This is a genomic window from Verrucomicrobiia bacterium (assembly GCA_035629335.1).
Classification (GTDB): domain Bacteria; phylum Patescibacteriota; class Saccharimonadia; order Saccharimonadales; family Saccharimonadaceae; genus DASUUR01.
In genome coordinates, this window is the sequence record DASPIB010000001.1 from 1,022,383 (window position 1) to 1,048,169 (window position 25,787).

31 protein-coding genes and 4 tRNA genes are annotated in these 25,787 nt (G+C 51.5%); 17 read left to right on the forward strand and 18 right to left on the reverse strand.

Features of this window, described 5'->3' with window-relative positions; genetic code table 11:
* Positions 1 to 57 precede the first annotated feature (57 nt).
* The 4 genes from VD907_05600 (at position 58) to VD907_05615 (ending at position 3,497) form a co-directional block, all read left to right on the forward strand.
* Positions 58 to 645, forward strand: coding sequence for a hypothetical protein (locus VD907_05600; protein HYG84322.1), 588 nt, complete (start codon positions 58 to 60; stop codon positions 643 to 645).
* 122 nt (positions 646 to 767) lie between these two features.
* Positions 768 to 1,343 carry a hypothetical protein gene (locus VD907_05605; GenBank protein HYG84323.1) on the forward strand — a complete coding sequence of 192 codons (576 nt, stop codon included), beginning with the start codon at positions 768 to 770 and terminating at the stop codon, positions 1,341 to 1,343.
* Positions 1,344 to 1,839: 496 nt separating this feature from the next.
* On the forward strand, positions 1,840 to 2,187 hold the full coding sequence (locus VD907_05610; protein HYG84324.1) for a hypothetical protein: 348 nt from the start codon (positions 1,840 to 1,842) through the stop codon (positions 2,185 to 2,187).
* 560 nt (positions 2,188 to 2,747) lie between these two features.
* On the forward strand, positions 2,748 to 3,497 hold the full coding sequence (locus VD907_05615; GenBank protein ID HYG84325.1) for a hypothetical protein: 750 nt from the start codon (positions 2,748 to 2,750) through the stop codon (positions 3,495 to 3,497).
* A 90-nt stretch (positions 3,498 to 3,587) separates the two neighbouring features.
* Here VD907_05615 and manB read toward each other — a convergent pair whose 3' ends face one another.
* On the reverse strand, positions 3,588 to 4,928 hold the full coding sequence (gene manB, locus VD907_05620; GenBank protein ID HYG84326.1) for a phosphomannomutase/phosphoglucomutase: 1,341 nt from the start codon (positions 4,926 to 4,928) through the stop codon (positions 3,588 to 3,590).
* 105 nt (positions 4,929 to 5,033) lie between these two features.
* A complete protein-coding gene (locus VD907_05625) occupies positions 5,034 to 5,288 on the reverse strand; it encodes a ParB N-terminal domain-containing protein (GenBank protein HYG84327.1) in 255 nt (84 codons plus the stop codon).
* A 148-nt stretch (positions 5,289 to 5,436) separates the two neighbouring features.
* Between VD907_05625 and VD907_05630 the strand changes: the two genes are divergently transcribed.
* The 4 genes from VD907_05630 (at position 5,437) to VD907_05645 (ending at position 6,808) form a co-directional block, all read left to right on the forward strand.
* Positions 5,437 to 5,679, forward strand: a complete 243-nt coding sequence (locus VD907_05630; GenBank protein ID HYG84328.1) for a hypothetical protein — start codon at positions 5,437 to 5,439, stop codon at positions 5,677 to 5,679.
* Positions 5,680 to 5,689: 10 nt separating this feature from the next.
* Entirely contained in the window at positions 5,690 to 5,968 is a 279-nt protein-coding gene (locus tag VD907_05635; GenBank protein HYG84329.1) for a hypothetical protein, read from the forward strand.
* 94 nt (positions 5,969 to 6,062) lie between these two features.
* Entirely contained in the window at positions 6,063 to 6,368 is a 306-nt protein-coding gene (locus VD907_05640; GenBank protein ID HYG84330.1) for a hypothetical protein, read from the forward strand.
* 128 nt (positions 6,369 to 6,496) lie between these two features.
* Positions 6,497 to 6,808 carry a hypothetical protein gene (locus tag VD907_05645; GenBank protein ID HYG84331.1) on the forward strand — a complete coding sequence of 104 codons (312 nt, stop codon included), beginning with the start codon at positions 6,497 to 6,499 and terminating at the stop codon, positions 6,806 to 6,808.
* A gap of 35 nt (positions 6,809 to 6,843) precedes the next feature.
* On the opposite strand, the gene VD907_05650 is transcribed toward VD907_05645, so the two are convergent.
* Both VD907_05650 and VD907_05655 read right to left on the reverse strand, forming a co-directional pair.
* Entirely contained in the window at positions 6,844 to 8,130 is a 1,287-nt protein-coding gene (locus VD907_05650; protein HYG84332.1) for a UDP-N-acetylmuramoyl-L-alanyl-D-glutamate--2,6-diaminopimelate ligase, read from the reverse strand.
* Between the two features lie 112 nt (positions 8,131 to 8,242).
* A complete protein-coding gene (locus VD907_05655) occupies positions 8,243 to 9,211 on the reverse strand; it encodes a hypothetical protein (GenBank protein ID HYG84333.1) in 969 nt (322 codons plus the stop codon).
* Positions 9,212 to 9,398: 187 nt separating this feature from the next.
* Here VD907_05655 and VD907_05660 point away from each other — a divergent pair, with 187 nt between their 5' ends.
* The 3 genes from VD907_05660 (at position 9,399) to VD907_05670 (ending at position 11,204) form a co-directional block, all read left to right on the forward strand.
* Complete coding sequence (locus VD907_05660; GenBank protein ID HYG84334.1) at positions 9,399 to 9,785, forward strand: FKBP-type peptidyl-prolyl cis-trans isomerase; 387 nt, start codon at positions 9,399 to 9,401, stop codon at positions 9,783 to 9,785.
* 68 nt (positions 9,786 to 9,853) lie between these two features.
* Complete coding sequence (locus VD907_05665) at positions 9,854 to 10,141, forward strand: hypothetical protein (GenBank protein ID HYG84335.1); 288 nt, start codon at positions 9,854 to 9,856, stop codon at positions 10,139 to 10,141.
* 265 nt (positions 10,142 to 10,406) lie between these two features.
* On the forward strand, positions 10,407 to 11,204 hold the full coding sequence (locus VD907_05670; protein ID HYG84336.1) for a hypothetical protein: 798 nt from the start codon (positions 10,407 to 10,409) through the stop codon (positions 11,202 to 11,204).
* 217 nt (positions 11,205 to 11,421) lie between these two features.
* Here the strand turns inward: VD907_05670 and VD907_05675 are convergent, their stop codons facing one another.
* Positions 11,422 to 11,688 carry a hypothetical protein gene (locus VD907_05675; protein ID HYG84337.1) on the reverse strand — a complete coding sequence of 89 codons (267 nt, stop codon included), beginning with the start codon at positions 11,686 to 11,688 and terminating at the stop codon, positions 11,422 to 11,424.
* A 91-nt stretch (positions 11,689 to 11,779) separates the two neighbouring features.
* Between VD907_05675 and VD907_05680 the strand changes: the two genes are divergently transcribed.
* From VD907_05680 to VD907_05690, 3 genes are all read left to right on the forward strand, one after another.
* Entirely contained in the window at positions 11,780 to 12,088 is a 309-nt protein-coding gene (locus VD907_05680) for a hypothetical protein (GenBank protein HYG84338.1), read from the forward strand.
* 113 nt (positions 12,089 to 12,201) lie between these two features.
* Complete coding sequence (gene tsaD, locus VD907_05685) at positions 12,202 to 13,248, forward strand: tRNA (adenosine(37)-N6)-threonylcarbamoyltransferase complex transferase subunit TsaD (GenBank protein HYG84339.1); 1,047 nt, start codon at positions 12,202 to 12,204, stop codon at positions 13,246 to 13,248.
* A 252-nt stretch (positions 13,249 to 13,500) separates the two neighbouring features.
* Positions 13,501 to 16,047, forward strand: a complete 2,547-nt coding sequence (locus tag VD907_05690) for a valine--tRNA ligase (GenBank protein HYG84340.1) — start codon at positions 13,501 to 13,503, stop codon at positions 16,045 to 16,047.
* On the opposite strand, the gene VD907_05695 is transcribed toward VD907_05690, so the two are convergent.
* The 5 genes from VD907_05695 to VD907_05715 form a co-directional block, all read right to left on the reverse strand.
* On the reverse strand, positions 16,033 to 16,425 hold the full coding sequence (locus tag VD907_05695; protein HYG84341.1) for a hypothetical protein: 393 nt from the start codon (positions 16,423 to 16,425) through the stop codon (positions 16,033 to 16,035). The genes VD907_05690 and VD907_05695 overlap by 15 nt on opposite strands.
* A gap of 194 nt (positions 16,426 to 16,619) precedes the next feature.
* A complete protein-coding gene (locus tag VD907_05700) occupies positions 16,620 to 16,961 on the reverse strand; it encodes a hypothetical protein (GenBank protein HYG84342.1) in 342 nt (113 codons plus the stop codon).
* Positions 16,962 to 17,109: 148 nt separating this feature from the next.
* Positions 17,110 to 17,568 (reverse strand): 23S rRNA (pseudouridine(1915)-N(3))-methyltransferase RlmH, encoded by a 459-nt coding sequence (locus tag VD907_05705; GenBank protein HYG84343.1) that lies wholly within the window; start codon positions 17,566 to 17,568, stop codon positions 17,110 to 17,112.
* Positions 17,569 to 17,961, reverse strand: a complete 393-nt coding sequence (locus tag VD907_05710) for an HIT family protein (GenBank protein ID HYG84344.1) — start codon at positions 17,959 to 17,961, stop codon at positions 17,569 to 17,571.
* 12 nt (positions 17,962 to 17,973) lie between these two features.
* Positions 17,974 to 18,063 (reverse strand) — tRNA-Ser (locus VD907_05715).
* 99 nt (positions 18,064 to 18,162) lie between these two features.
* Between VD907_05715 and VD907_05720 the strand changes: the two genes are divergently transcribed.
* Positions 18,163 to 19,152, forward strand: a complete 990-nt coding sequence (locus tag VD907_05720) for a hypothetical protein (GenBank protein ID HYG84345.1) — start codon at positions 18,163 to 18,165, stop codon at positions 19,150 to 19,152.
* 455 nt (positions 19,153 to 19,607) lie between these two features.
* Complete coding sequence (locus VD907_05725) at positions 19,608 to 20,351, forward strand: hypothetical protein (GenBank protein HYG84346.1); 744 nt, start codon at positions 19,608 to 19,610, stop codon at positions 20,349 to 20,351.
* A gap of 215 nt (positions 20,352 to 20,566) precedes the next feature.
* Here the strand turns inward: VD907_05725 and VD907_05730 are convergent, their stop codons facing one another.
* The 8 genes from VD907_05730 to VD907_05765 form a co-directional block, all read right to left on the reverse strand.
* Complete coding sequence (locus VD907_05730) at positions 20,567 to 21,196, reverse strand: hypothetical protein (protein HYG84347.1); 630 nt, start codon at positions 21,194 to 21,196, stop codon at positions 20,567 to 20,569.
* A 175-nt stretch (positions 21,197 to 21,371) separates the two neighbouring features.
* Positions 21,372 to 21,448, reverse strand: a tRNA-Arg gene (locus VD907_05735).
* Positions 21,449 to 21,706: 258 nt separating this feature from the next.
* Positions 21,707 to 22,477, reverse strand: a complete 771-nt coding sequence (locus VD907_05740) for a hypothetical protein (GenBank protein ID HYG84348.1) — start codon at positions 22,475 to 22,477, stop codon at positions 21,707 to 21,709.
* Between the two features lie 138 nt (positions 22,478 to 22,615).
* Entirely contained in the window at positions 22,616 to 23,149 is a 534-nt protein-coding gene (locus VD907_05745) for a hypothetical protein (protein HYG84349.1), read from the reverse strand.
* Positions 23,150 to 23,835: 686 nt separating this feature from the next.
* A complete protein-coding gene (locus tag VD907_05750) occupies positions 23,836 to 24,558 on the reverse strand; it encodes a hypothetical protein (protein HYG84350.1) in 723 nt (240 codons plus the stop codon).
* Positions 24,559 to 24,736: 178 nt separating this feature from the next.
* Positions 24,737 to 25,114 carry a hypothetical protein gene (locus VD907_05755; GenBank protein HYG84351.1) on the reverse strand — a complete coding sequence of 126 codons (378 nt, stop codon included), beginning with the start codon at positions 25,112 to 25,114 and terminating at the stop codon, positions 24,737 to 24,739.
* 101 nt (positions 25,115 to 25,215) lie between these two features.
* A tRNA-Ser gene (locus VD907_05760) sits at positions 25,216 to 25,308 on the reverse strand.
* A gap of 104 nt (positions 25,309 to 25,412) precedes the next feature.
* Positions 25,413 to 25,502, reverse strand: a tRNA-Ser gene (locus VD907_05765).
* A 47-nt stretch (positions 25,503 to 25,549) separates the two neighbouring features.
* Here VD907_05765 and VD907_05770 point away from each other — a divergent pair.
* Positions 25,550 to 25,787 (forward strand): hypothetical protein (locus VD907_05770; protein HYG84352.1); only part of this gene is annotated, 238 nt, incomplete at its 3' end.

A 25,787-nucleotide genomic window follows, 5' to 3' on the forward strand; every position in this document is an offset into this window, starting at 1 on the left:
GTGAGCTAGTATCAAGTGATATAATGTGGCTAAGGTCAGCCAATCTAAGGAGTAGTGATGAGCGACTTTACGCTGGAGACACTGCAAGATTTCAGCTATGTCACTAGTCATTTGTACGCTCCAATGGGCCTCCGGATCGCACTAGAGAAAATGCCGGCTCACCGCCGAGCGCAAACAAACCAAGCGCTGCTCAACCCCGTGGGGACGTCTGCGCTCACGCTAAGAATTGTCGACCAGTGGTTTCAGGAGCAACGTGCAATTTTTGAAACCATGGATCGATTCAGATGGCAATACCCTAGCAACCCAGCTTTTCAAGCTGCTAGCATTCTCTTCGGTTTTAATGCCGAGGGGATGCAGCGGCTCCTCCAGGTAGTTTTCTTGGTGGAGAACCCATCGCATCTGACACTGGAGCTTCCAAGGATGACTTTTCGGTTGTTCGGCGTGAAGAATCCTGGTATGTACAGCGAAAGACCTGGCCAACCGGCCTGGTGGAAGGCAGTACTGGCGCAGCCTGAATCGCCGCTGCTACCACAAATGGACCTCCGGCGCCACCCGGCCGATAACTGGCGGTTGCTCGAAGTTGCCGAAAAGCGTCGCCCGGTTCTCTTGCCTAACCCACCGCGGATTTCAATGCTCGCAAGGTGACGATCACATCCTGCCTCGAAAGCTCCGGACTTTCGAGGCAATTTTATGCTTGTTTTTTACCACTTAGTACCGTATGCTACCAATTGTCCATCATTCACTTTGCTTTTTCCGAAAGAGGAGTAATGTCGTTCTCGCTAAGGACGCTGGGGAAGTTTAAGCCGGCGGCAAGCATGGGATACGCACCAAAGTGGCTTCGTGAAGTGGCAGCAGGAAACAGTGCCAGCCCGGATCTCAATCCATTTCTACCCGAGCTAAGCCCCAGTGATCTCACCAACTGGTTTGGTCGCATGCACACCGCGTGGCAAAGCGCAGGGGAAGTTGCTCTGGCCCCGGTGATGCGCCACGAATCTGCCTACCTGCTGCTCGGCTATCTCCACGAGCAGCGGCACTATCTGGCGAGCATTGCCTTGTTTGTCGATCCACTCTTCAGCAACGACGTGCCCAAGAACGGCGCTATCGTACTTGAAGCGCATGCGCGGCTATTCAGTTTCATCAGCCTGGATGCAAACAGCAAGGAAAAGCCAGGCAGCGAACAGTGGTGGGCGGCAACCTTGCAGCGGCCAAGGAGCTCTTGGCTGCCGCAACTGCAGTCTACCAAAACCCACAACGGTAACGATAATCTCCGCCTTCACCAGCCTCAAGTAATGAAGTGTCAGCGGCTGACAATCAATTCCCGGGGCCAAGTTGCCCTGAGCTAACGCGCTAAAAAACGCCTTGTCCTTTAATATAGGACAAGGCGTTCATAATTTCTGTAGATGTGTGCCCTGCTGGTTCTTCCAAGTTGAAAGAACCAGCAGGGCGGGTGTCACTTACCCAGGGTGCCCTCGCCACCAGCGCGGCGGAGACTCCAGTCGAGGCCCAACGCAAGCGCCGAGTACAGGGCGGACGCCCAACTCTTCCGCACGTCTGCCACCTGGCGAAGCGCGGCAGCGAGGTTGCGGTGGGGCTGGGGCTCGTCGGCAGGCGCGGCGACGGCAGTCTTCTGCATGAGACGACTCCTTCTTGCCAGATTGTTAGGCGTTGACTTATATGTTATATCATATCATACAATATTTAACAATTCCCCTTTATCTTCATGGTTGATTAGCTGTTGCTAGCCAACCTGTAAAGGTCGGCGCTGAAGAGCATCCCCCTTTGCGCTCCCTGTGAGCGCAAAGGGTTTTTAAATTAACCTAAAGCAGTTACAATACAATCATGCATAAATTCTGGGCGGCTTTCAAAAAACATAAAATTGCCTATTCTATCATCGCGTTCCCCCTAGTGCTTATAGGTCTCTTCTATCTTTACGTCGCGATTGCCAACAAGCCAATCGCCCAAGAAGACGCTCCTTACTATCCCATCACGCGCGCCCAATTCGTCGCTCTTGGTGCAGATGAAAGCAAAAGAGCCTCTCAACGCTCTGAACAACTCGCGAATATACTTTTCACTACTGCCACGCCACTAACAGCTCAAAAGATTGCTGAATCAACAGTTAACACCTGCTGGGTAAAAACAATTTATGTTGGGATTGGCATTGATCAAATTAGTAAGAGTGCTATTTAAAAAGTTGCTCGTATTCGGGTCTAATGACTCAATCACTGCTCTCGACCAACACCTAAAAAAGGCTTACAGCCTAGCTGGCTGGAATTCATTCTCTGAATCAGTAATCGGAGTCACTTGGGCAGGATCGCGAGATAGGATATCTGGCATCTATCATCACTACAGTATCTATCCGTTAGCTCATGAGAAGCTACAGCCCGACAAGCTTCAGCTGACCAAGGTTTCAATCCACTCCATACTGATGAAAACAGGTCTAAGATCTTCAATAAAAATGAAACATTCGACGAGAATAAAATATACCAGGAAATAAAATCAAAAGGCTACAAGAATATCATTCGTTTGAGTTATGAGGATCATTATTACCATAAGGTGATTAAAGAGTAGATTGATCTAGTCGCTGCCTTTCTCTGCTCACCTAACGCTTCCTCTGGAGTTTCAAGTTATTTTAATATAATATTGACTTTTAGAAATTATTGTTATATTATGACCACTGTTACCTGGTAGCTGCTTCTTGGCACTACCCGGTCCGTACGTCAGACAATTCACTCACTAGGAGGCCCTCCGTGGGTAAGAGCAAGCGTGGCAACAACCCCGTCAACCCGCAGGCCGAGAAGGTCGAAGATGGCACGGCGGTCGTGCTGAACAAACTGAAGGAGTTCATCTGCGCCAAGCTGACCGACAACTCCGACTGTAGTCGGGCCACCGAGTGGCTGAAGCAGATGCTCAAGAGTGGAAGCCGGACGCTTCCCGTCGATGTCAACGCCAAGGCGGCAACCGTCATCCGCGAGCTTCCGGAGCAGTTCGTCCGGCTGGCTGTCGAACACGGTCTGCCGAAGACGAGCTTCCCGGTGATGCGACACAGCTGGTTCAATCGAATCGCCAAGGGCCTGGCCAAGAAGACCAGCCAGCCCACACCAGCACCGGTCGCTCAGGCCGTGACCGTGCCGCAGGACAACCAGTCCGGCACCTCGCCGGACATGGAGTTGACCCGCAAGAAGTTCCACGGCGCCATCACCGGCATGAAGCAGGAGCAGGGCTGGAGCGCGGAAACGCTCAGCCAGGTGCGTGCCGTCGCCGATGCCATGTTGGCATCGGGTGACACCTACCCGCAGGGCAACCTCACCGCACAAGCTCGGGAGGTCATCAACGACCTGCCCAGCCTGCTGGCGCAGATCGCCAAGCGTGAAGCGACCACCCACCTCTTCGAGCACTACCCCTGGTTCGTCGCGGCGCTGAACGCGCAGCCCGTGCGCCGCAAGTCCAACCGCAAGCGTGTGGCGTCGACGCAAGAGAAGGTTCACGCCTTCGTGTAAACTGACGTGCATGGGGTGGTGACGACAACCGTCGTCACCACCCCATCACCCTACCCCACAAGAAACCCTTCAAACGGGTTCTTTTTATTTCTAAGCTTTTTCAATCACTGCGCGCACCCGTGCGACTAACTCTTCAAGCTCATCTACAGTGGTAGCTTCAGCGTTTAACCGAATGAGCGGCTCGGTGTTACTGCCGCGCACATTAAACCAAGCGTTGCTGTAATTTACCGTCAAGCCATCCAACTCGTCTTTCTGGCCATCGGTAAAGGTCTGTTTTAAGCTTTCTAGCACCGCTGTTTTATCGGCCACCTCAAAGTTAGTCTCAGGAATTGCCACGTATTTTTTAAATTCGGCCGCAAGCTGGCTCAGTTTTTTGCCGCTTTGCGCCAGCACTTCAATAGCAATCATGGCAGCCAAGAGGCCGCTATCGGCCGACCAGTTATCGCGGAAATAATAGTGGCTGCTGTGTTCACCAGCAAATACCGCATCGTGTTCGCGCATTTTGGCTTTAATGTAGCTGTGCCCCACTTTGGTGCGAATCGCCGTGCCGCTATTAGCTTCCACTGTCTCAGGGACAATCCGGCCACAAATGGCATTATATAAAATCGTGGCGTTCGGGTGGCGGCTTAAGAAATATTTGGCTAAAATCGCGGTCATTACCGTGCCGCTCACTGGTTCGCCGGTTTCATCTACCAACACCGCGCGGTCGCCGTCACCATCAAAAGCAATGCCGAAATCGAGGGCCTCACTGCGGATTTTTTGTTGTAAATCGATAATATTTTTCGGTTCCAACGGGTTGGCGATATGGTTCGGAAAAGTGCCGTCAAGTTCAAAGTACATACGCTCAATCTTTAAGGGCACATGTGGCTCGAGCACCGGCGCAATTGCTCCTAGCATACCGTTCCCGGCGTCGATCGCAATATGATACTGCGGCCATTTACTCACCTCAACAAAGCTCAAAACGTGCTGCACCCACTCTTCACGGACGTCTTTGTCTGTAAGATTGCCTTTTTCGGCCGCTGGCACAAAATTACCAGCCATAGCGGCATCGCGAATTTCAAGCAAACCGGTTTCAATACCAATTGGCTTCGCCTCTTCCCGGCACAGCTTGATGCCATTGTAATCGCCAGGATTATGGCTTGCGGTGACCATTGCCCCACCCGCTAGGCCAAGCTTCCCAACTGCAAAATAAATCATGTCGGTGCTCACCAAACCAATATTTATAACATCGCGCCCCTGTAGGCGCACGCCTTCTATCACGGCTTCGGCGAGCTGTTTTGAATCGGGCCGCATATCATACCCCACTGCCACTGCGCCATCGTTAGGTAAAAAGTCTGCTAGCGCCTTGCCAATATTCCAACACACTTCAACGGTCAATTCAGAACCAACTCGGCCACGGACATCATACGCTTTGAAAATTTCTGGATTCATTCTTCCCTCCTTCTCAGTATGATTCTATTGTACCTTATTCGCACATTTTACTTGAGTAGCGGACAGATATTTAGAAGGTGGCCCATGTAACTGGACCACCTTGATTTAGTAGGCGACTACCAACACCTGTTCGAACCCGGCCCGCAGCTGCGCCTGATAGCGGTGGCGGCCGTCACGAACCGTGTAAAACTCGCCGCAATCTTCTACGACAATCGGCGGGAAGTCATCACCTCTTTCATAATCGTGCAAATACTGGCGGATTTTTGCCTCACTCAGCTTCCGCAACTTTTTATGGCTCACCCGAAGCCGAGCGATATCCACGAAGATTGGCGTCTCGCGGTTGCGAGAAAACGACACCATGCATCACCCCCTAGGGTTGACGCATAGTAATCACCTCCTTTTGTAGAGTTGCCAGCAGTTATTCTAGCAATAATTCATTTTTATTACTAATCTATTGACAGTAGTAGAATAATATTTTACTATCTATACAGTCTTACGGGAGGCCGATATGGAAAAGTTTGAAGTCCAGCTTGGTCTACTCGATAAGGCTAAGCTGTGGCTCGCCGGACAGCGCAAGAGTTTCTGTACACTGCGCCCTGAAGGCAAGACACTGCATTTCATGGTCGATGAAGTCTCGTCCGAACCGGACATGACGCACTACATCGGCCACACCGCTTCGGGCGCTATTGTGAACGTCCGAATGTACTCCACTACCCCTTTGGCGACCATACTTGTGGCGCCATTTCCGTAAAGGTGAACCGTTGACCAGCACTGAAGTTGAAGTCGAAGTTCCTACCACGCGCGAGCTCATCATTTTCGCCGGAAGCGAGATGGTGAGTCGGCGCGTACCGCGAATTTCACCCAGGAACGGCCTTCGATCCTGGCAATTCATCACTGTGGATGCGGACGACCAGACGTACTCGGGCACCATCGATGTGCCTGACACTGAGCGACCATTGACCTTCATCCTCGGCAAGCTCCAGGAGGCAGGGCTGCCGGTGTCGGAAGACAACCTGATTGTCTCGCCGGCCAAGATTTAGCGATCGGAGCATACACCCGCCCGGCGATCCGTAGTTGGATCGCCGGGCCTACTTTTTGTTACTCTATAGATTTTTATAAAGTTTTAATATATGTATGATATACTCATATTCGTTCAACCTGCTCAACAAGAGGAAGGCTATCATGGCGGACGAGTATATTCCCCGTATCAGTGCTCACGATCTTCGGTGCACGCTTGAAGGCGCGCTCCGGAGGAGGAATAGCGAGTGCTCTGTCCCCACGGACAAGGGCAACCTGAGGCTTACGGTTACCGGTCAAGACGCTACGGGTAACAATATCGAGTTCACCGGCGCCACGGTGGATGGCAAGCCAGTTCGGGTTGCCCTGCCTCTGGCTCGGCAGGTGAAGCCGGGTGAGAAGATTCCACTCTTGGTCGGCTAATCGGCACTAAAGCGTGACGGCGGCGCAACTTCCACGCAAGACGCCGCATAAGCGCCAACACTCCGGCCATCGTCCTACACCTCTATATCATCAGAGGTGTAGGACGCTTTTCATAATAAGGGACGGGCATGGGCTACGACAAACAGTATGTAATCGCGGGGAATCCTGAAAGGATTTTTAATCAGATCAAGGCCAACCTGCATCGTGCAATTTTGCTCAATCTTAAATATGACTTCCTGCTCGAAGCGGTTTTGGATAACGCGACAGTAATTGTCACCCCTGAAGAGGTTAGAGAACGCACACAAGACGATCAGACCTATTTTTATGTACATTGTCGAAATGCGCATGGTTCAAGGGTCATGCTGTGCTTCGGACCAGCTCGTAGTACTGGACATTTCTTATCAAATGCATCAGCTGAAGTCTGGTACGAACCGAAGTGAACACCCCTCGGCCCTTGCAGTAGGGTCGAGGCTTTTTATTTAGTTTTTATAATTTTCCTCACTACTTCGCTATCATTCCACGGTAGTCGTTCACCGTTGACAATCCGGAACTGTTCGTGTCCCATGCCGGTAATTACTACCGTGTCGTCGCGTCGCGCAATCGACAGCGCTTTTTCAATTGCAGCGCGTCGGTCAGCAATTTCTTCAGTTTTCCCGCTTCCCTTGCCGGCAACAATACCCTCCATGACCATTTGTCGAATTGTGCTTGGATCTTCGTTGTAGCTTTCTTCATCGGTTAGAAAGATTCGATCGGCGTGCTTAGCCGCGATTTCACCCATAATCGGCCGCTTGCCTTTATCGCGGTCGCCCGTAGCACCAAACACTAAAATCACGCGGCCCTTGGTCAAATTCCGCACCGCTTCAAGCAGCTGGGTCAAAGCATCGGGCGTATGAGCATAATCGACAATCACTTCGTAAGTCAATCCCTCAACTGGGCGTTCAAACCGTCCCGGAATAGCCGTAAGCTGCGCCGCGCCTTCCTTGATAGCCGTTAAATCTATGCCTAACATGTAGGCCGCAGCAGCTGCGGCCGTAAGATTATACACATTAAACTTTCCCGGAAGCGCCGTCGCCAGATCCATCTTTGTTTGGTGATCAGCCTCAATATGTACTTCGCTGCCCTTTTTGAATAATTTCACTTTAGTAATTCGAAATTCAGCGTTTTCACTGGTACCGTAGTTAATTTTGTGCTCGCCGGGTTCATATTTATCAAAGAATTCAAACCATTGGTCGTCGCGGTTCAGCACAATAAACCGCGGTTTTTTCGCAAACAACATACCCTTGGCTTCGGCGTAGGCATCCATGGTTTTGTGGTAATCCAAGTGATCTTGGGTAAGATTAGTCATGATGGCGCACTCAATTGGCACCGTCGCCAACTTGTGCTGGTGTAGTGCGTGGCTGGTTATCTCGAGCACCACAAAATCCACCTTCGCTTGTTTGGCGTCACGGAAAAACTGCTGCATGCGCTCGGTTGAAGCAACAGTGGCGTTTAGGTCGTTTAGCTGTCGTTGCCCCGCGACTTCAATCACCGCGGTGGTAAACATCGCGGTGCGGTGGCCGGCGGCTTTTAGAATTTCGTTTAAATAGTTAGCGGTGGTCGTTTTGCCGTTAGTACCGGTGACGGCAATCACCCGTAAGCTACGGGCCGGATTACCATACTTTGCTGATACGGCATACACTCTCCCCCACCGGTAGGCTTCTTCAGCCAGCCACACCGCCTTTGTTGGCAATAATTGCCTCGCCCTTTTTTTCAGATCTTCCATACTACAAGCCACTATAGCAAAAAATAACTATAAGTTCATGCTTAATAAAAAATAGAGCCGCAGCCCCTGGTTGAAGCCATGAAGCTTCGGTCAGGAACTGCGGCAAACGGGCTTAGGAAGTTGCAACTGCACAGCTCGGCAGCATCACCGTGAAGGTAGTACGCTGACTACTGTGCCAGCCATCGGTCTGAAGCCAGTTGGCGACGCTCGACTGATCAGGGTATCGGCCCTCCATCTTGAACGAGCCGTTGCGATCAGAATTCACGGGGCCGGAGCCAGAACTACCATTCGGGTTCAAGTAGCCGAAACTGCCATTGCCAACGTACTCACCGGCAAATTCCACCGTACGGTGGCCGTTGCCGGCCGAGGCACAGACAATCGTCACCACTGAATAGTCCTCTGGGTTACCTTCTGTAAACGCCCGACCCCTGACTGGTTCGCATCCGCGCAGTAGGTTGGTCCAGGATTGCCCATTGTTCCAACGTGACGCCGTCAATGTGAGTTGAATCGTGGCGTCGCGAGTGACCACATTCGAAATCGCAAACGGCGAACCGTCCAAGTCGTGCGAACCACCCATCCTCACGCCAAGTTGATTGATCGTGAGATTGCCCCTTCCGTGACCACCTCCGGTAATGTCGACCTTTAGCAGACCGTCAGCACCCTGTGCGCAGCTCACCGAAACGACAGCCTGAATCAAGTCAGTGCTTGTCCACTTGTTGGTAATTCGCGTAACGGCGCAGTTGGAGATTTCCAGCCGCCACTCGGCAACACCCGTCCAATTCTTTGTTTGCAGAACGAGTGTGTAGTGTGTGGTCGCGACGCCGCTCCAAGCGAAGGTGCCGCCCTGAAGCGACATCCACCTGAACGAACCTCCCTTTTGTGCCGTGCCGTACATACCGGTGCCGAGGCCCCGACCGTACAAACTGACACGACCGAGTGCACATTCTGCCTTCACAAACGACCCGGCCTTCGGGCCGTTCCAAGTATAGGGGAGCTGTTGTATCGCGGTTGGCGTGACGATTGCAGACGCGGCAGGCGTAGTAACGAACAAGCCCACCATCATAAGAAGAGCGACGAACATCGCCGTCATTCTGTGTCGCAAAGGACTACCCCTCTACATACCGTGAGTTCACGGTCTGCGCACCATACGCATTCGGCCTAGTATACATTACTATTTCCAATTAACAAGTATCGCCGTCACCATATTGCGGCTTACGGACATAGCTTATTGGTTGGCTCTAGACACCAGCTCCTGCTACACTAAAACCATGAATCCAAACACACCTCGCCTTGAAGGCACACAACTAGCAGATTTTGTTCCTATCCCTAAAGTTACCGAACTGCGTATCATCGACCGCCACGAAGGCAACGGCGAAACGGCACCCGAAGGCGCCACCATCACCGCCCATTACACCGGCGCCCTAGCCGCAAATGGCATTATTTTTCAAAGTTCACACGATTTTGGCGAGGCCATCACTTTTAGTCTTGACCAGGTCATTGAAGGCTGGCGCGTCGGCGTACCCGGCATGAAAATTGGCGGCTTGCGGCGGCTAATTATTCCGGCCGTGCAAGCCTATGGCTCGCAGTCCCCTGCTCCAAACATTCCAGCAAATTCGGATTTAGTTTTTGATATTGAACTAGTCGCTATCCTCTAGATAGCTCCTTGCGCCCATTGGCTAGCTTTGATTTAATTAACCGGTAAGTTTTTTCGAGACAAGGAGTGGTGGCTGTGTTCCTGCAGGATCTTCCCATCGGCAAGTCCGCCTGGATATCGGGGGGCGCAATTAAGAATGAAACCGGACCGAAGGGGCAAGCCATTAGCACAATCAACCGACTGCTGGTTGTCAGGGATGAGCAACAGCCAAATGATTGTCGGGTAACGCGCACCAGCATGAATACCGTAGAGGTCACCTACTTTAGCGCTAAGCCGCCCGGTAACTCCAGCGGTCGCAGACTGTCCGATAACTTCATGAAGCGCATCATGCTCGTCACGCTTAAGCCGCACAGCTGATCGTTATTCATCGCGGCACCGATTTGTTTCGGTGCCGCGGTCGTAATCTCTAATTGCTATTGACTAATTGTTCTTGTAATGATATAATCATGAAAGAGTATTCATGAAACCTTTCTCGTAGAAAGTAATAGCCATGACATTCTCGCTCATTCACATCGAACCATCCATGACCGGTCGGCAAAGGTCGACCGCAGACCTGTTCAACACCTACGCCAACCGCGTCCCAGACATGCGCCCCTCGGAGCTCGCCTACCTTTGGCAGTTCATGAAGGACAAGCGCTGGCTGTGGCAGCTGGCCACAAATGCTTACCAGGAAAAGGAGCAGTCGCAATCGCGGTTGTTCCTGCGACTGATGGCGTTTGTCTGGGCGGCCGGCATTCGCCCTACCCCCGATCAACTGCGGCAAGAAATTGTCGACTTCTTCGAGAAGTCAGCTTTCTTGCTGGTAGTTCACCGCGGACTGCGCGGTGAAGAGTTGACCACGGGAGGCAACCGGCTCAGTCTCTTCACTTTTAGGAAGTGGGATATCGAGAGATACATCACCACCAACTACCCCAAGCTGATCGCCAAGTCGATCTACAAGGAATGCCTCAAGCATCTCTGCGACGCCGACGTCACCGTGTACTGTGCACGCGAGGAAGGTAGCCACAGCTTGGTAGACAAGCTCATGACATACTTGCAAGACTACTGCCTGTTGCCCGAGGACCTCGGCATTACCGCTGAAGATATGAGCCAATGGCAGCATGAACGCTGGGTAAGTCAAGCGCAACACAAGTTCAGCGTCTGTCGACCGCTACCTCAGTACGGCTACGACCCGCAGACGATCTACCTCAACATCTACGGGGTGCTCCAAGCACTTGTCCAGGGAGTCACCCTGGAAGAGGCTGGTATCAAACCGGGAGAACTGCTAAGAGTCAGGGAAGAGCTCGAGAAGTGGTTGCCCCAGGCCCTCAAGAGGCCGAGTGACCACGGTGTGTCTAGCGAAGGCGTACGGTCTTTCAGGGCTGAAGTCATGCCGATGTTCGATCAAGTGCTCGATGAGGAATCCCTCTTCACCGAGTAACACGCCCCTCTCTCACGCAAACACGGCAAACGCCCCGCGTGATGAGTGGGGCATTTGCCATTTAAATTAGTGAGATTAAGATACTTTCAGTTAACTGCTCGATGCGAACTATGTTAGTTTATTGTGACACATAAACCGCTGAGAACGTGTTTTGCTTGTATTTAAAAACCGCAAGAAAAAAGCAGTTCTGCTTCCTTGCGGTCGGAAAGTTTAACAACTATAGCTCTAGGCCAAGTGTTTCCTTCGCTTGGTCACTAAGGTGTGGGGCAATCATTTCTTTAAAATACTTGTTTTTAACATTACCCCAACGTCGCCGTACTTCATCATCATTACCATCTCTCACGGCGTGCTCGATATTGTTTAAGATCTTCCTGAGCTGACCGTCCAGTGCTTTCGGCTTACGCGTCATAGCTACCCCAGTTTCACGGCTCACTACCGATGCCTTAAGCTCGATTACTATATCATTCTTAAGACTTTGTGGCAAGCAGTGCAACTATATGCCATTGACTCAGCGAGCATAATGTTTTATTTTATACTTAAGGACGGTTAGATAAGGCCTCACCAAGGAGGAATGATTGCAACTTTACCTCTGGCTTCTTATAGCCCAGCTTGCTCTGTGTAGCCTGGCAAGATTATACCCTCGCCATGCCGCATTCAGGACCCCCCTCCCCTACTGCGCCGCCCACCTTCCCCGTTGGCTGCCTTTCCGCCGCCTAATGAAATATGGAGTTCGAGCCGCCAGAAGCGTCCCGGGTGTCAGCACAAAACTCGAAAGTTCACTTTTAGGCGAAGTGCTCTCGGGTGCGTTGCCGGTACTACTTCTTACGCTACTGACAGTCGGCTTCACCCTGATTGCCGGCCTGCGCTTACTGCAAACGGCCTAACCGCCTTCCTGGTGGGTGTTCAAGCAACGCTTGGCACCCACCTTTAAATTTGATCCGTATTACGGCACTCGCCGCTAGAATAAAACCGCGTTCTATTGTATAATTTAGTGCAAATGAGGATTCTTGGGATAGAAAGCAGTTGCGATGAAACAGCGGCGGCCATTGTTGATAATGGCCGAACGCTTATTAGTAATATCGTGCAAAGCCAAATCGATATTCACCGGGCGTTTGGGGGCGTCGTACCCGAGGTCGCCGCCCGCAGCCACATTGAAGTTATGCTGCCAGTCGTTGAAGCCGCCCTGCAGCAGGGAAACACCAGCTGGAACGATATTGACGCTATCGCCGTCACCCACGCTCCGGGCTTGGTTGGCAGCTTACTTATCGGCACCCTTACCGCTCGCACGCTCGCCCTTATTAAAAACAAGCCACTCTACCCTATCCATCACGTTGAAGGTCACGTGTACGCTAATTTTTTACTTGAAACCGCACCCGAATTCCCCATGTTAGCGCTAATTGTTAGTGGTGGCCATAGTCAGCTGGTGCTCTTTAAAGATCACGGTAATTACCAGCTGCTCGGCCAAACTCAAGACGATGCCGTTGGTGAAGCCTTCGATAAAGTGGCGAAGATAATCGGCCTCCCCTACCCTGGCGGACCAAGTATTGCCAAAGCTGCTCTTAAGGGCGACCCGCTTGCTTACGCTTTTCCAAAAGCCAAGCTCAAAAATACCTACGATTTTAGCTTCTCTGGCCTTAAAACAGCCGTTTTAAGGCGGGTGCAGGCCGAGGTTGGTGTTGGATACGATTTTCCATCTTTCAAGCTTGCAGAGCGCTTAGACGAGCCCACACGCAATAATTTTGCCGCCAGCTTCCAACAAGTAGCAATTGAGACCTTAGTTGATAAAGCCGAGCTAGCTTACAAACAATTTCAACCGAAATCGGTAGTCATTGCCGGTGGTGTTGCTGCCAACCAAGAGCTTCGCCGGCAGCTCAGCCAGCGCCTACCGCTCAGTGTCAATTATGCCGATCCGAACCTCTGCACCGATAACGCCGCCATGATCGCCACGCTCGCCTATTACTACGCCCAAAAACACTCCCCTACTTCACCACACCAGCTCGAAGTCATCCCAAGCCTGTCGATGGCCCATACTGCCTGGGCCTAAAACTCCGCTGGGCTCTACTTCAAAAGCTCATACACGCTGGAATGGGCTTTTCTAATTTCGAGGATATCTTGCTTCAGATTCCTCCTATATTGCTTTTATCCCTCGGTCAGATAGTGCTATAATAGCCGCATAACACAAACAGTGTGGAAACAAAACCCGTGGGAGAGGAAACACAATGCTTCACGTGAAGTATAGTGGTTTTTAATTGTTTTCATGCGAAAAGTAACACCTATAACTAGAAGAAAAGCACTGATGAAATTACCAAAAACCTACGAGCCTCAACAATACGAGCCAGAAATTTACGCCCTGTGGGAGTCCGCTAATGCCTTCACACCCAAAGGGGAGGGTGAGCCGTACAGTATTATCATGCCGCCGCCAAATGCCAATGGGAATTTGCATATTGGCCACGCCTTAACTATTGCCCTTGAGGACATCTTGACTCGTTTTCACCGAATGCAGGGAAGAGACGCAGTATATATTCCTGGCGCCGACCATGCAGGGTTTGAAACCTGGGTTGTCTACGAACGATTGCTTGAAAAACAGGGGAAAAGCCGCTTCGATTACTCCCGTGACCAGCTCTATGGCCAAGTATGGGATTTTGTAAATGAACATCGTGGCGGTATGGAGCTCCAGGTACGAGCGCTTGGTGCCAGCGCCAGTTGGGAGCATCTGGTTTTCACACTTGATAAAAAGGTGATCGATACCGTTTACGGCACGTTTAAAAAACTGTGGGACGACGGCCTAATTTACAGAGGTGAACGAATTGTTAATTATTGCACCAAACACCAAACCAGCTTTGCTGACATCGAGGTTGAGCACGCAGTAGAAAAGGGGAAACTCTGGAAAATTGCCTACCCATTACTTGATAAAATAGGGGAGATTATCGTTGCTACTACACGCCCAGAAACCTTACTTGGCGACGTCGCGGTGGCAGTTCACCCCGAGGATCCTCGCTACAAAGATTTAATCGGCACACGCGTACTCTTACCACTCACTAACCGCGAGATCCCAATAATTGCCGACTCAGCCATTGACCCTAACTTCGGTACAGGTGCGGTTAAAATAACCCCTGCCCACGACCCAACCGACTTTGAAATAGGGGAGCGGCACTACCTAGAGCAGCGCCAGGTCATCGGCTACGATGGCCTCATGACCGGTGATATTCCCGAGCAGTTCAATGGGTTAACGGTGCTTGAAGCACGTGAAAAGGTGCTCGATGCCCTTGAAGCGGCTGAGTTAAGAAGAGGGGAGATTGATCACGAGCGCAGCGTTGGCCACTGCTACAAGTGTGGCACGATTATTCAACCCCTGTTAAAAGATCAGTGGTTCCTTAAGGTTACGCCGCTTGCCGCGCGGGCAAAAGAAGCGGTAGCCAACGGTGATATTGCTTTTATCCCCGAGAGCAAAGGCCAGGCACTGATGCAATATTACGAGAACATCCGCGACTGGAACCTCAGCCGCCAAATTCCTTGGGGCATCCCGATTCCAGCCTTTCAGAACATTAACGACCCCGATGATTGGATCTTTGACCCACGAGTTTCCGAAGAAAAAATCATTGTTGACGGCAAAACTTACAAGCGTGAAGAAGATACTTTTGACACCTGGTTTAGTTCGGGCCAGTGGCCGTTCATCACCACCGACTACCTCGAAAATGGTGAGTTAAGCCGTTTTTACCCAGCAGATATGCTCGAAACCGGCCATGACATCTTAAACTCGTGGATATCACGCATGATCATGCTCGGGCTGTACGTTACTGACAAAGTGCCCTTCAAAACGGTGTACCTGCATGGGTTAGTACTTGATGAGCACGGCCAAAAAATGAGCAAAAGCAAAGGCAACGTCGTCAACCCGATGGAGATAATTTCCCAGTACGGTTCAGATGCCTTGCGTCTTGGTATCGTGAGCTCGCGAAGTGCTGGCCAAAACCAGGCCTTTTCGCCGGCCAAAGTTGTGGCCGCCCGTAACTTCTGCAATAAACTATGGAATATTGCGCGTTTCATTGAAGATAGGGTAGGGGACGACTATGTCAATCGTGGCCCAAAGGCTATGTCAATTGCCGACCATTGGGTTGTTCAGCAGCTCAATTCCGCAGCTACCACTATTGCTGACCACCTAAAACACCACCGGTTTGCCGAAGCCGCCGAGGTGGCTTATCACACGATCTGGGATGACGTGGCGGATTGGTATATTGAAGCTAGCAAGAAGCAAAACAACCCGAGTATACTGGCTTGGGTACTTGAAACCATGCTGCAATTAGCACATCCTTTTGTGCCGTTCGTTACAGAGACGATCTGGGAGACTTTGGCCTGGGAAAAGCAGCTGCTGATTAACGCTCCGTGGCCAACCCCAGCAGCCTACGACGAAATTGCGGCTGCAGCATTTACCCAACTACAAAAATTAGTCGCCGAAGCCCGATTTGTGGCCAAAGAACTACCCGGCGGCAAGCAAACCCTGCTATATGGTAACGACAGCTTGATCGCCGATAATGCCGATCTGATTATGCATCTTGCCCGATTAAAAGCGGTCATAAGAATTGACGCGCCTCGTGGCGTGCGCTTGGCTGTACCAAACCGCGAGGCTTGGCTCGACACTACCGAAGAAGTGCTGTACGAACACCAAACCAAACTCGAGCAACGACTGGCAGAAACTCGCCGGATGATCGCCGCCATGGAAGGCCGCCTCGCAAATGAAGGCTACGTCAAAAACGCCCCAGAAAGAATTGTCAACGAAACCCGCGAGCAGCTTGAAGAACAGCGGCGGTTTGCAGAGCGATTACAACAAGAGCTAGACGTGCTTTAAGGCGTGTCGGGCAAAAAGCTGGAGTAAATGCGTCAACCGACGAGTATGCCTGGTCGAAACAAGCTGTTTTTTAAGCGGTGGCTTTACTCGTTTCAATGATCGCACATCGGCTTGTGGCGCCTGGTCGCTGACCTGTTTTACCATGCTTTTAAGATTCTGTTTTTCTATATGGTTATGGAGTTCAGCGTGCACTTTCGCGTGCGATTGCGTTTGAGAAGTTTCGTCAGTAATGTGTTTACTTAAGTTATCAGCCTGGAATCGTTCAATGTTTGTAGCGTGCATTACAACATCCTTCGAATGAGCACCGCTAGCGATGACTCCTAGTCCGAGAATAATACTTAGCGTGGCAGTGAGGTACGAGATAAAGCTTTTTTGCATATTTTTGTTTTGTTTGGTAATAGATAAACATTAGCACAAATAGTTAGAAATGTCAATTAGGTGTTCTCGTGGGAGAGGTTCTTGCCTAAAAAGCGATTGGGGTCATGAGCATACCCCCAGTACTATCTTGGACATAAAACGTGGCTTGATATCCATCTTCTGAATATCAAGCCACTTAAGTGCCCTCATTGCCATCAAGGCCGCTGCAACTGTCGGGCATATGGCACCGGGCAAACCCTGGCCTTTGCAGCCGCGAGCACGTCGCTTGCCGGCAACAAGCAGGCCAGCAACCAGCACACCTGCATGGGCGTCACTCGCAGCTTGAACACATCGTCCAAGTCGGCCTTCCCGAAAGCTCGTACCACCGCCATCACCGCATCCTCACTGCTATACTGCTTCTTTTTCTGCCGGAGTAGGGCAGTGTGAGCGGCTTCCCACATTTCTGCAGGCAGCGCGCTAAACGCATGATTCTCCGTAAGCCACATAAGGCCATTCTTGATCTCATCGTCAGAAAGACGCTGCACTTTGCTCTTCATCTAGCCCTCCAGAAACTAGAGACGAATCAAGCTGCATCATTTTTGAACGTTTAGGCGGCGTGTGTCAACCCAAATTGATGCAATGAGACCCCCCAGTTTACCGCGGCTCAAATAGCTGCAAAGCATCATCCAGTGCTTTCGATTTGGCCTACTGATGATGATAAGCCTGATTCTTCAATATACTCTGCGCTCGGTACAACTGCTCGACCAATAGCAGCCGAACAATTTGATGCGGAAACACCAGCTTCGAAAGCGCCCAGGTAAAATCGGCTCGCTGGCGCACGGCATCGGATACGCCGTAAGCGCCACCAATAATAAACACTATTGGCTGGCCACGTAAAAGATAGACCTCAAGCTGCCGGGCTAGGGCAGGGGAGTCAAGCTGCTGCCCACGTTCATCCAGCAAAATAACAATTGCTTTAGGCGCCAAGCGGCGGACTATTCGCTCAGACTCTTCCTCAACCGCCCTGGTGGCCGCGTGAGACGAAGGCGGTATCAGTGACCACTTTAGGGTGAAAGGCTTCTGCAGGCGCTTCTCGTAGCGAAAAATGGCATCCTTAAATACACTATCGTGCGGTTTTCCCACCGAAATAATTTCTATGGCCATTTAACTGAGTCGTAATTTTTCTGCCAGCTGCTGGTACTGCTCGGTTGTCAGCTGCGGCGAGTGCTCGTCTTTGTCAAAACTTTCACCAGCGTCAAAGGGGATAAGATGCACATGGGTGTGCGGGACATCAATGCCCTTAACCATAATGCCCACCCGTTCTTTGTCCATGGTTGCGCGGAGTTTAGCGGCGACTTTTTTGACTGTTTTCCAGAGGGCGAGGTAGTCTTCGTCGGGCAAATCGATGTATTGGTCGATTTGTTTTTTTGAGATCACCAGCGTATGGCCTAAGCGAACGGGGTTGTTATCGAGAAAAACCAAGGTGTGATCGTCTTCGTACAGTTTGTGAACCGGGATTTCGCCCTTAATAATTTTCGTAAAGATAGATTCTTGCATATAATTCCTCCATGGCGGAGAGGGTGGGATTCGAACCCACGGTACTATTGCTAGCACACCGCTTTTCGAGAGCGGCCAATTCAACCACTCTTGCACCTCTCCATTGCTTTTTACGATAGCACATTTTGTGCGTTTCTTCGAGAGAAATCGGCAATGGCGCGCTCCATTTCGCTATCACCTAAAAACCGCTACAATAGGAGTATGAAACAACCTCTCTCCTTCCCGAGTCGTTTGCTTATGGGCCTCTGCGCTATGAGCCTTGGCATTTTTGTGACACTTATCACTGTGCAGCTGACAGTGTTGCAGCGTGAAAATGTGAAAACTTGGCTTGAAAAAGGCAATGCCTACCAAAACATCACCGATTCCACAATCGGCATACGCCAAGATATCCATACGCGATTTGGCGCGCTTAACCCAGGGTTACTGCAGCCGGTTGATGAAGCCCTTGATAAAACCTTTTCAACCCAAAACACTCAAAAGCAAACCGAGCAGGCGATTGATGCCGCCTACGACTGGCTAGAAGGTAAAACAACCACGCCGCCAGCTACTGCCACGCTTGACGTTCAACAACAGGCATTTATCCGCCAACTGGTTCCTGAGCTGCAGTCGCAATTGGCGCAGCTACCTAATTGCCCAAGCGGTACCGGCTTGCCAATTAATTTTAATAATCTCCAGTGCCGTCCTATCGGCCCAACCGACCAACAATTGGCCGAAGAAATTGCCACTAAAAACGTGGAATTGAGCGATGCATTTCATAGCCCATCGGCTGTTTCAATTGATACTGCGCTGATGGTCAATCGGGTTCCAGCGCTGGTGCAGGCGCTGCCGACGGTAGCTGGCGGTGCGCTATTGGTTGCAGTGCTCTCGGGAATTGGCGTAGTGTTCTTAAGTCGCGAAAGACATCTGGCGCTCCGAAAACTCGCTGTTCGAATCGGTGTGAGTATGCTTGTAACAGCACTGTTTGGTGCCGCCTTGCTACTAGTTGGTACTTTTCTTGATTTTGGCTTCTTGTTTGTTGGTTTACCGGCAACAACCACCGCCTTTTTTGCCCCGCTCACCGAGCAAGCCTTGCCCGCGATCGGCACGCAATTGCTTGTGCTGAGTGGTAGTTTGATTGTGGTGGCGCTGCTACTTTATGGCGGCTCGCGGTTGTGGCAGCGGGCTTTGGGTTTTAGCGACGCTACGTTTTAGTTCTTTACGAATACGGCACGCTTGTAGTACAGTGGAAGCGTCTTGTTCGCACGCGAAGAAGGGAGCAGGCTATGCTTGCACACCACGACAAACCTGAAGGCCCGAGTCGGGATGAGATCATCGAGGCCGATGAAGGCCGGGGTGACGATCCGGATGGTCGTGATGCCCCCATCGACTAGGGTCACGGCTTAAAGCGGGGAGGCTTTGCTATTCTTTGGCAAAGCCCCCGCAATTTTTATTGACATTTTATATTAAAAGTTTTAATATATATTTTAAGTTCAGAGATGGTTCTCGAACCTTAACAGCAGAAGATAGGAAGACACATGCACCGGTTGCTTGCTGATCTGCTCAAGACGGCCTCGGAGCTGGCGAACTGCGCACTACCTGCAGCGCCGCTCATCAACCGACCCCTCAGCAGCGGTCTCGACGATGTCACCGAAATCAAGATCGAAGAGATGCTCGGCCAGATCGCCATCATCGTGGACGACAAAGCCACTCATGCATACCTACATGGTTACGGTGATGAGGAGCTCCTCAAGAGTCTCACGTTCGAAGCTCGAGGCGAAACGCTGTCGATCAAGGGCAGCTTCGGTCTGCTCAACGACAGCATTTCGCTATCAAGCCGTCGTTTCAAAACTCTTCACTTTGCTGGTAGTGGGGTCGTCGTCGGCTGCAGCACAACCACTTCGGGTAGGACATTCGCCTCTTCGGATGAAGACTTGTTTGTCGATGGTCGACAGATCGATCTGAGCCGCCCGATCACACTTGCGGTGGTCGTGCCGCCGCACATGGCGGCGTCTATCTGTAACACCATTGGTGCAATCGGCGTCCATGGAACGCTTGGCGGAAAGCTGAAAGTGAAGGGCTTCGGCCCGGCGAGCATTGTGGCTCAACACATTAGTTCGCTTACTTGCGACTTGTCGTGCGACTCCTGGGCCATGATTGACACGGCCAGTGGCAAGCTTAAGCTCGATCTGTCGAGTGGCGCTAACGTCGCAGTCACTGAAGGTTTTACCACCACTGTAAAGGCGGATCTTAGCAGCAACAGCCAGTTCGTTCATGGCGGCGTAATCACGGGCAATGCCAACCTCGACGTTTCAAGTGGCGCCGAGGTCGTTCTTGCAAGCGTGCTAGGCAAGGTTAAGCGCGATATCCACAACGGTTCGGTAACTGTAAACGGCGTGCAGTATACCAGCTAGCGTCCTCGGGCTTCGGCTCGGCTGCAATAGCAGATGACGAGCCACCCATCAGGCTCAAGTTCTCCTATCTTCTGCTTTGCAGTCATAAGGTATGCTCCTTATCTGATGAGACGAATAGAAGTCGAAACTGTATTGTGTATTCAAATAGAAAAAGAACCCGAGCCGCAAGCAAGCCTGCAGCTACGGGTTCCCTTTCCAAAGTGATCAAAAGTGGCTCAGGCACTAACAAGTGACTCGATGGTGACGCCCATGGTGGCAGCGAAGTAGGCCACCTCTTCGAGCGTCAGTTTGTCCCTGAACTTGAGCTTTCGGTGCAGTTCTTCCGAAAGTTCGGGGTCGCCATGCTGCGAGGTGCGCTGCCTGAGGGCGCTAGTAAGCTTGCCCAGGAACGTCTCGACAGCTTGCTCTGCGTTCTGACGGCGCTGTCGATCGCGAGCCATCTTGGCAGCGCTTGCGCGGTGTTCCAGTACCTTCTCGCGCGATGCTCGTTTGGCCCCGATTTTGAGACCGTTGCTGTACGGACCAAAACCGATAAGTAGCATGCTGTCATCGAGTTCAGTCACCAACCCTTCGGGCGTGTCCACGATGCATCGCACAAGGCAGAGGCTAATGCCCTTCGATGACACATCGAAGAGTGCCGGATCAGCTTTGCGAATCGTGTACTTGCCGCCACTGCACTGTTCGACATTTTTGATAAGTGCGGCGACGATCGCATCACTTCCTTCGCGTCGCTGGAACGCTGAATTAAGAACAAACAAATTGGGCTTGTCGATAGTATCCCGGCCAGCCACGATTGCCTCGGCACTGGCCTCGATGATAGCCTTTTCGCTGCCGTTGAACTCCACTGGCACTCCTCGCATAGCCGAATGTCTTGATCTATCCACTTTGGAAAGATAATCTAGATAATATCATATAATTATTATGGTGTCAATAATCGGCAGGCCGTTTGCCTTTGCGTGTTAAGTCTGGGTAAACAATCGCTGAAAGAAAAAAGACCGCTTTAGGCAGTCTTTTCTCACATGGTACACCCGACAGGATTCGAACCTATGGCCTCTGGCTCCGCAAGCCAACGCTCTATCCAGCTGAGCTACGGGTGCATATCGTAACCGCACAGAGAAACTCTGTGCGGTTACGCCTTGTAACTATAAAGTGCTTTCTATCTGCGCAGGGGATGCGTAGGTAGAACAAATGGCATTGTAGCAAATGTTGGGTGGGTAGGCAAGTACTGTTTTCCCCTAAATTGTCAAAATCTTATAAAATGCGCCCCTTGATTTCGGCATCAGACTCAGATGTTACTCTGTTTTTGGGAAACAATCTTTATATTTCAGCAAAAGATCAAAAATAAAGTTGTAATTTTAAAGTCGAATCTTGCGAATGGCGATATCCACAATATCAAGCTTCACTGGCTCCATTGGCAAATAGGCGCCAAGCATGTCGACAATTTGCTCGCCTTTCTCTTCAGGGAAATACACAAAAGTTGCGAGTGCAATCCGCTTTACTGGCATCAGCATAATGGCGTAAAAATCACCATCACGGACCACCCCAAAAGCCCGAAATTCTGACAAGGCGTGAAACACCTGGCCAATATGAATTCCTTGGGGCGTAAGGGTGTAGCGCACCACTCGGGCTGGCCGCCGCGCAAAAGCGAAGAGGGCAATTGCCATAGCGACTACCAGCGCCAATAGTACGTAATCTTTAAGAACAAACAGCACAAATAGCACCATCGCTATGACCACCAGCGCAAAAATACCAAACCAGGCGGCGTCTTTTTCGTGATGGATAAAATCGGCTGCTTCCCAGCTGAGATTGGTCTCGGAAGCGGGCTCGTCGAAGAGAGGGTCAGCGACATCGTCGACTATATCATCAAGCTCTAGCTCAAGGGTAGGTGCAGTAGCTTCGGGTACAGATTGCAGCGGTGGCTGCTCAGCGTTCACTGGCGCAGCAGGAGTGACCAAAGGTGGGGTAGGGCTGACTAGTGGCGCTTGCGGTTCTGGAGGTGGTGCAGCAGGCATTGGCTCCGTACGTGGCGGCACCGGCCTCGAAGCGACCGGCCGTTGCGGCTGGAGATCCCCCTCAGTGTTATCAGCTTGTGGCTGCCAGTAGTTTCGCTGCCCATTCGGTTGCATATATGTAAGTATAGCATTAGCGTCAAGCGAAGAATAGCTCTCGGGCTCCTTCCCTAAAAGCTCAATATCGTGAGCGCTTAGGGTAGGGCGGATACCTCGACTCCGGTGAGGAGAGGAGGTATCCGCGGACGGATGAGACTAGCGAGAGGCGCGGATGCCGTCGACAGGAGCCGGCGGGGCGTCACCATGACGCTGGCCGGGGAAGTCCTCGACGGGCGCCGATCGAGGCCGGCGCTTCGCCTTGGTCAAGGCAGGGAGCTTCCAGGCGAACCCGAAACGAGAAGGCTGCCATGCGACGGACTGGCGAGTAGCCTTGAACTTGCGGTGAGCAGCCTGCAAGTAGCAGAGGCCGATCAGCACGATGCCCAGCGGCCAGCCGAAGTTGAACATTGCGATCGTGAAGAGCGCGACAGCGGAGCTGGGCGAGTAGACGTCCATGTTGGTGGTCAGTACAGTTTCGCGGACTGACCCCCAGAGGAGATTGATCCGCCACGCATCGAGGTTGATCGAGTCCATCAGTCCTGAGAACACGGGTCCGAGGTAGCTGAGTGCACCTGCCGTAAAGAGCAGGCCGACCTGCTTGCCACGGCTCAGCGTTCGGCTGCTTCCGGCGCAGAGTCCGAGAAAGGCTAGCACCTCGATGGCGGCAATAGCAGCAAATGCCCTGTCCATATGCTTCTTCTCCAAATTGTCTCTGTCCGATCGCTCGGACAAGGTCAGCGAACGATTTATTTAATTAAATCACAAATAATTAATAATGTCAATATTCTTCTTTCACCTGTATTTTGTTATTTGCTTCGACAAGATTTACAGGTCTAAAGAGATAGCAATAAAAAGACCAGTCCATGCCACAGTAGCAGCATGAACTGGCGATTTGTTTTGGACAATAGTTGCGAGACGTGATTACATAGCTAGGCTACCTTTTGATGGTGCCCGGTACGCCAGGGCAGTTGAAGCTTTTATCAGGCCGGCCCCTCTTCCTCTCCGTCCAAGGGTGCATGGGGTGCGGCTTGCTGTCATTGCACTTCTTATTCTCAGCCATCGTTTTTCCCCGTTGTCTAGAAAACCGAAAACTTGCCAGTGCAACTATCATCCAAAACGAGTACACTATATCGTATATTTTAGTTCTTTTCAAGTGATTGTTTTTGGGCAGGGCTGTTACCTTTTTCATCATCACGGCGACTTCTCAATCATTTGCTTAGCCTTGAAGTCTAGTCATCGCCTTAATCTGCGAACGGTGGGTTTCCATTTTATACCTAAAAAACCGCACTCTACTGCGGTTTTAGTTGTAGTACCAGGGAGGAAGGCTGTTCACCTTGCGCTCCCTGGTACCACCGCGCGCCCTTGTAGGGCGCCCTTTACTTCAAGGTATAGATTCGCTTCGCGATCAGGCTACCGATCTTGGCGAGCGGCGTGCCATGATCCGTCAGCGACTCGGTCATCCCGGTGGGTGGAGTGATGCTCACCACCGCCGTGACGGCCTTCACCCTGAAGTAAAGCATATTCAGCGTCCGGAAAGCGTCGTCGCCCAAAGCTTCAGCCTCGGCCGCGAACTTCTTGTCGGTCGCTGCATCCCAGAACCACCGCTGGCCTTGTGCAGCAGCCTTGGCCTGCGCGAAGTGCTGACCGTTGTCCATCAGTGTCGTGATCTTCACCAAATGAGACAACGACTGGTATTCGCACACCCGTTGCTGCGCTGGCCCTTGTGGCGGTGCCCCTTCAGGGCTAATCCGCTGAAACAGCGACTGCTGCCTGATGAACGCGCCAAAAACATCTTGAGCGTCCACCAGTTTACAGGGATTAGTCTCGATCACCTCAGTACGCATCACGATGGTAGTCGTGGGCGCACTAGGGGAGGCAGAAGCCACTGCTGCCTGAGTAGTTGCCGGTGTCGTCCTAGCCGTCGGCAGCGACGAGTGCGTGCTCGTCGCCGTGGCACCCTGACCGGTAGAAACGACATACATCGTGGCACCTGCAGCCGCACCGAAGATCATTGCCCCCAGTGCCGCCACCGTAAAGATGACAATACGGACGCGCTTCTTGCGCGCCCCGTGATTCGAGGTCAACTGCTTCTTGGGCATGGCCTCTCACCTCCCCTAAAGAGTAGTGTGGAATGAACAAGCTCACGCTTCTGGCGTGGGCGCCTGAACACCCACTGAAGTGTTCGCTGTCCCCAAATTGTATAATGAAAATTTTAAAAAAACAACTAAGTTTTGAAATAATCACGATGGGCACCCGGAGGATACCCACCGTGCAATGCTACTTGCTCGCGGCCCGAAGCTCAGCAATATGCCTCAGCGCAACTTCCTCGCTCATTTCTTCATGAATAACACGCTCGTCACGAGTTTTGTAGTAGCATTTGCCAGCACGCCATTCATCGTCAATTAGCTCCGCATAAAACACGATACAATTAGTGTTGCTAGCGTTATATGTAACATAGCCAGCAAGAAGCATCACGGAGTCTGAAGTATAGAGTGCCTGCCAGACATCACACCGGTGGGTTTCATTGACCCAAAAGGGGAACTCAACCGTTTCACCCTTCTCAACACGCCCAGTCTTAATTTGGCGAATGCTTTTGACTGCATCTTCGTTCCTGATACTAAGGCGAATCGTTGGATCTGTAATCAGCGTGAGCACTGCCGCTCCTTCAAGAGTCGAATTGGCTAAATTAACTATAGATTGATAAAGAAAAATGTCAAACAAAAAACACCTATAGGTGTTTTTTGTAAATAAGTTCATGGCGGAGGAGGAGGGATTCGAACCCTCGCACCAGGTTGCCCCGATCTAACGATTTAGCAAACCGTCCCCTTCAGCCACTTGGGTACTCCTCCGTGCTCGAGGAATTGTAACATAAAATCAGGCCGAGGGGAAGCGGGTGAGTGCCGTTTTATAAAAAATATACCCTCACAATACTTGAGGGTATATAAATAATTTCTGGCGGAGAGGGTGGGATTCGAACCCACGGTACCATTGCTGGCACGCTGGTTTTCAAGACCAGTTCCTTAAACCGCTCGGACACCCTTCCCTAAGCGGCTTGATAACAGGGGTAATTGTAACAAGCTACCTCCGTATGTGCAACCGACCGATGTTTCATGTACAATAACGCTTATGGAAAACGGCTCGTGGCAATTCAATCCTGGCGATGGAAATGCGTCGGTTGCAACGGAGCCGTTATCGGTTGCAGTGCCACCGACCGGTTCTGATGGCACTATCACGTGGACTGCCAGTGAATTTGTCGCTCATCATAAGTCATCGGGTTGGTATGCCCTGCTGGCCCTCTGTGCCGTGGGAGTGGCATTTATTGTGTGGT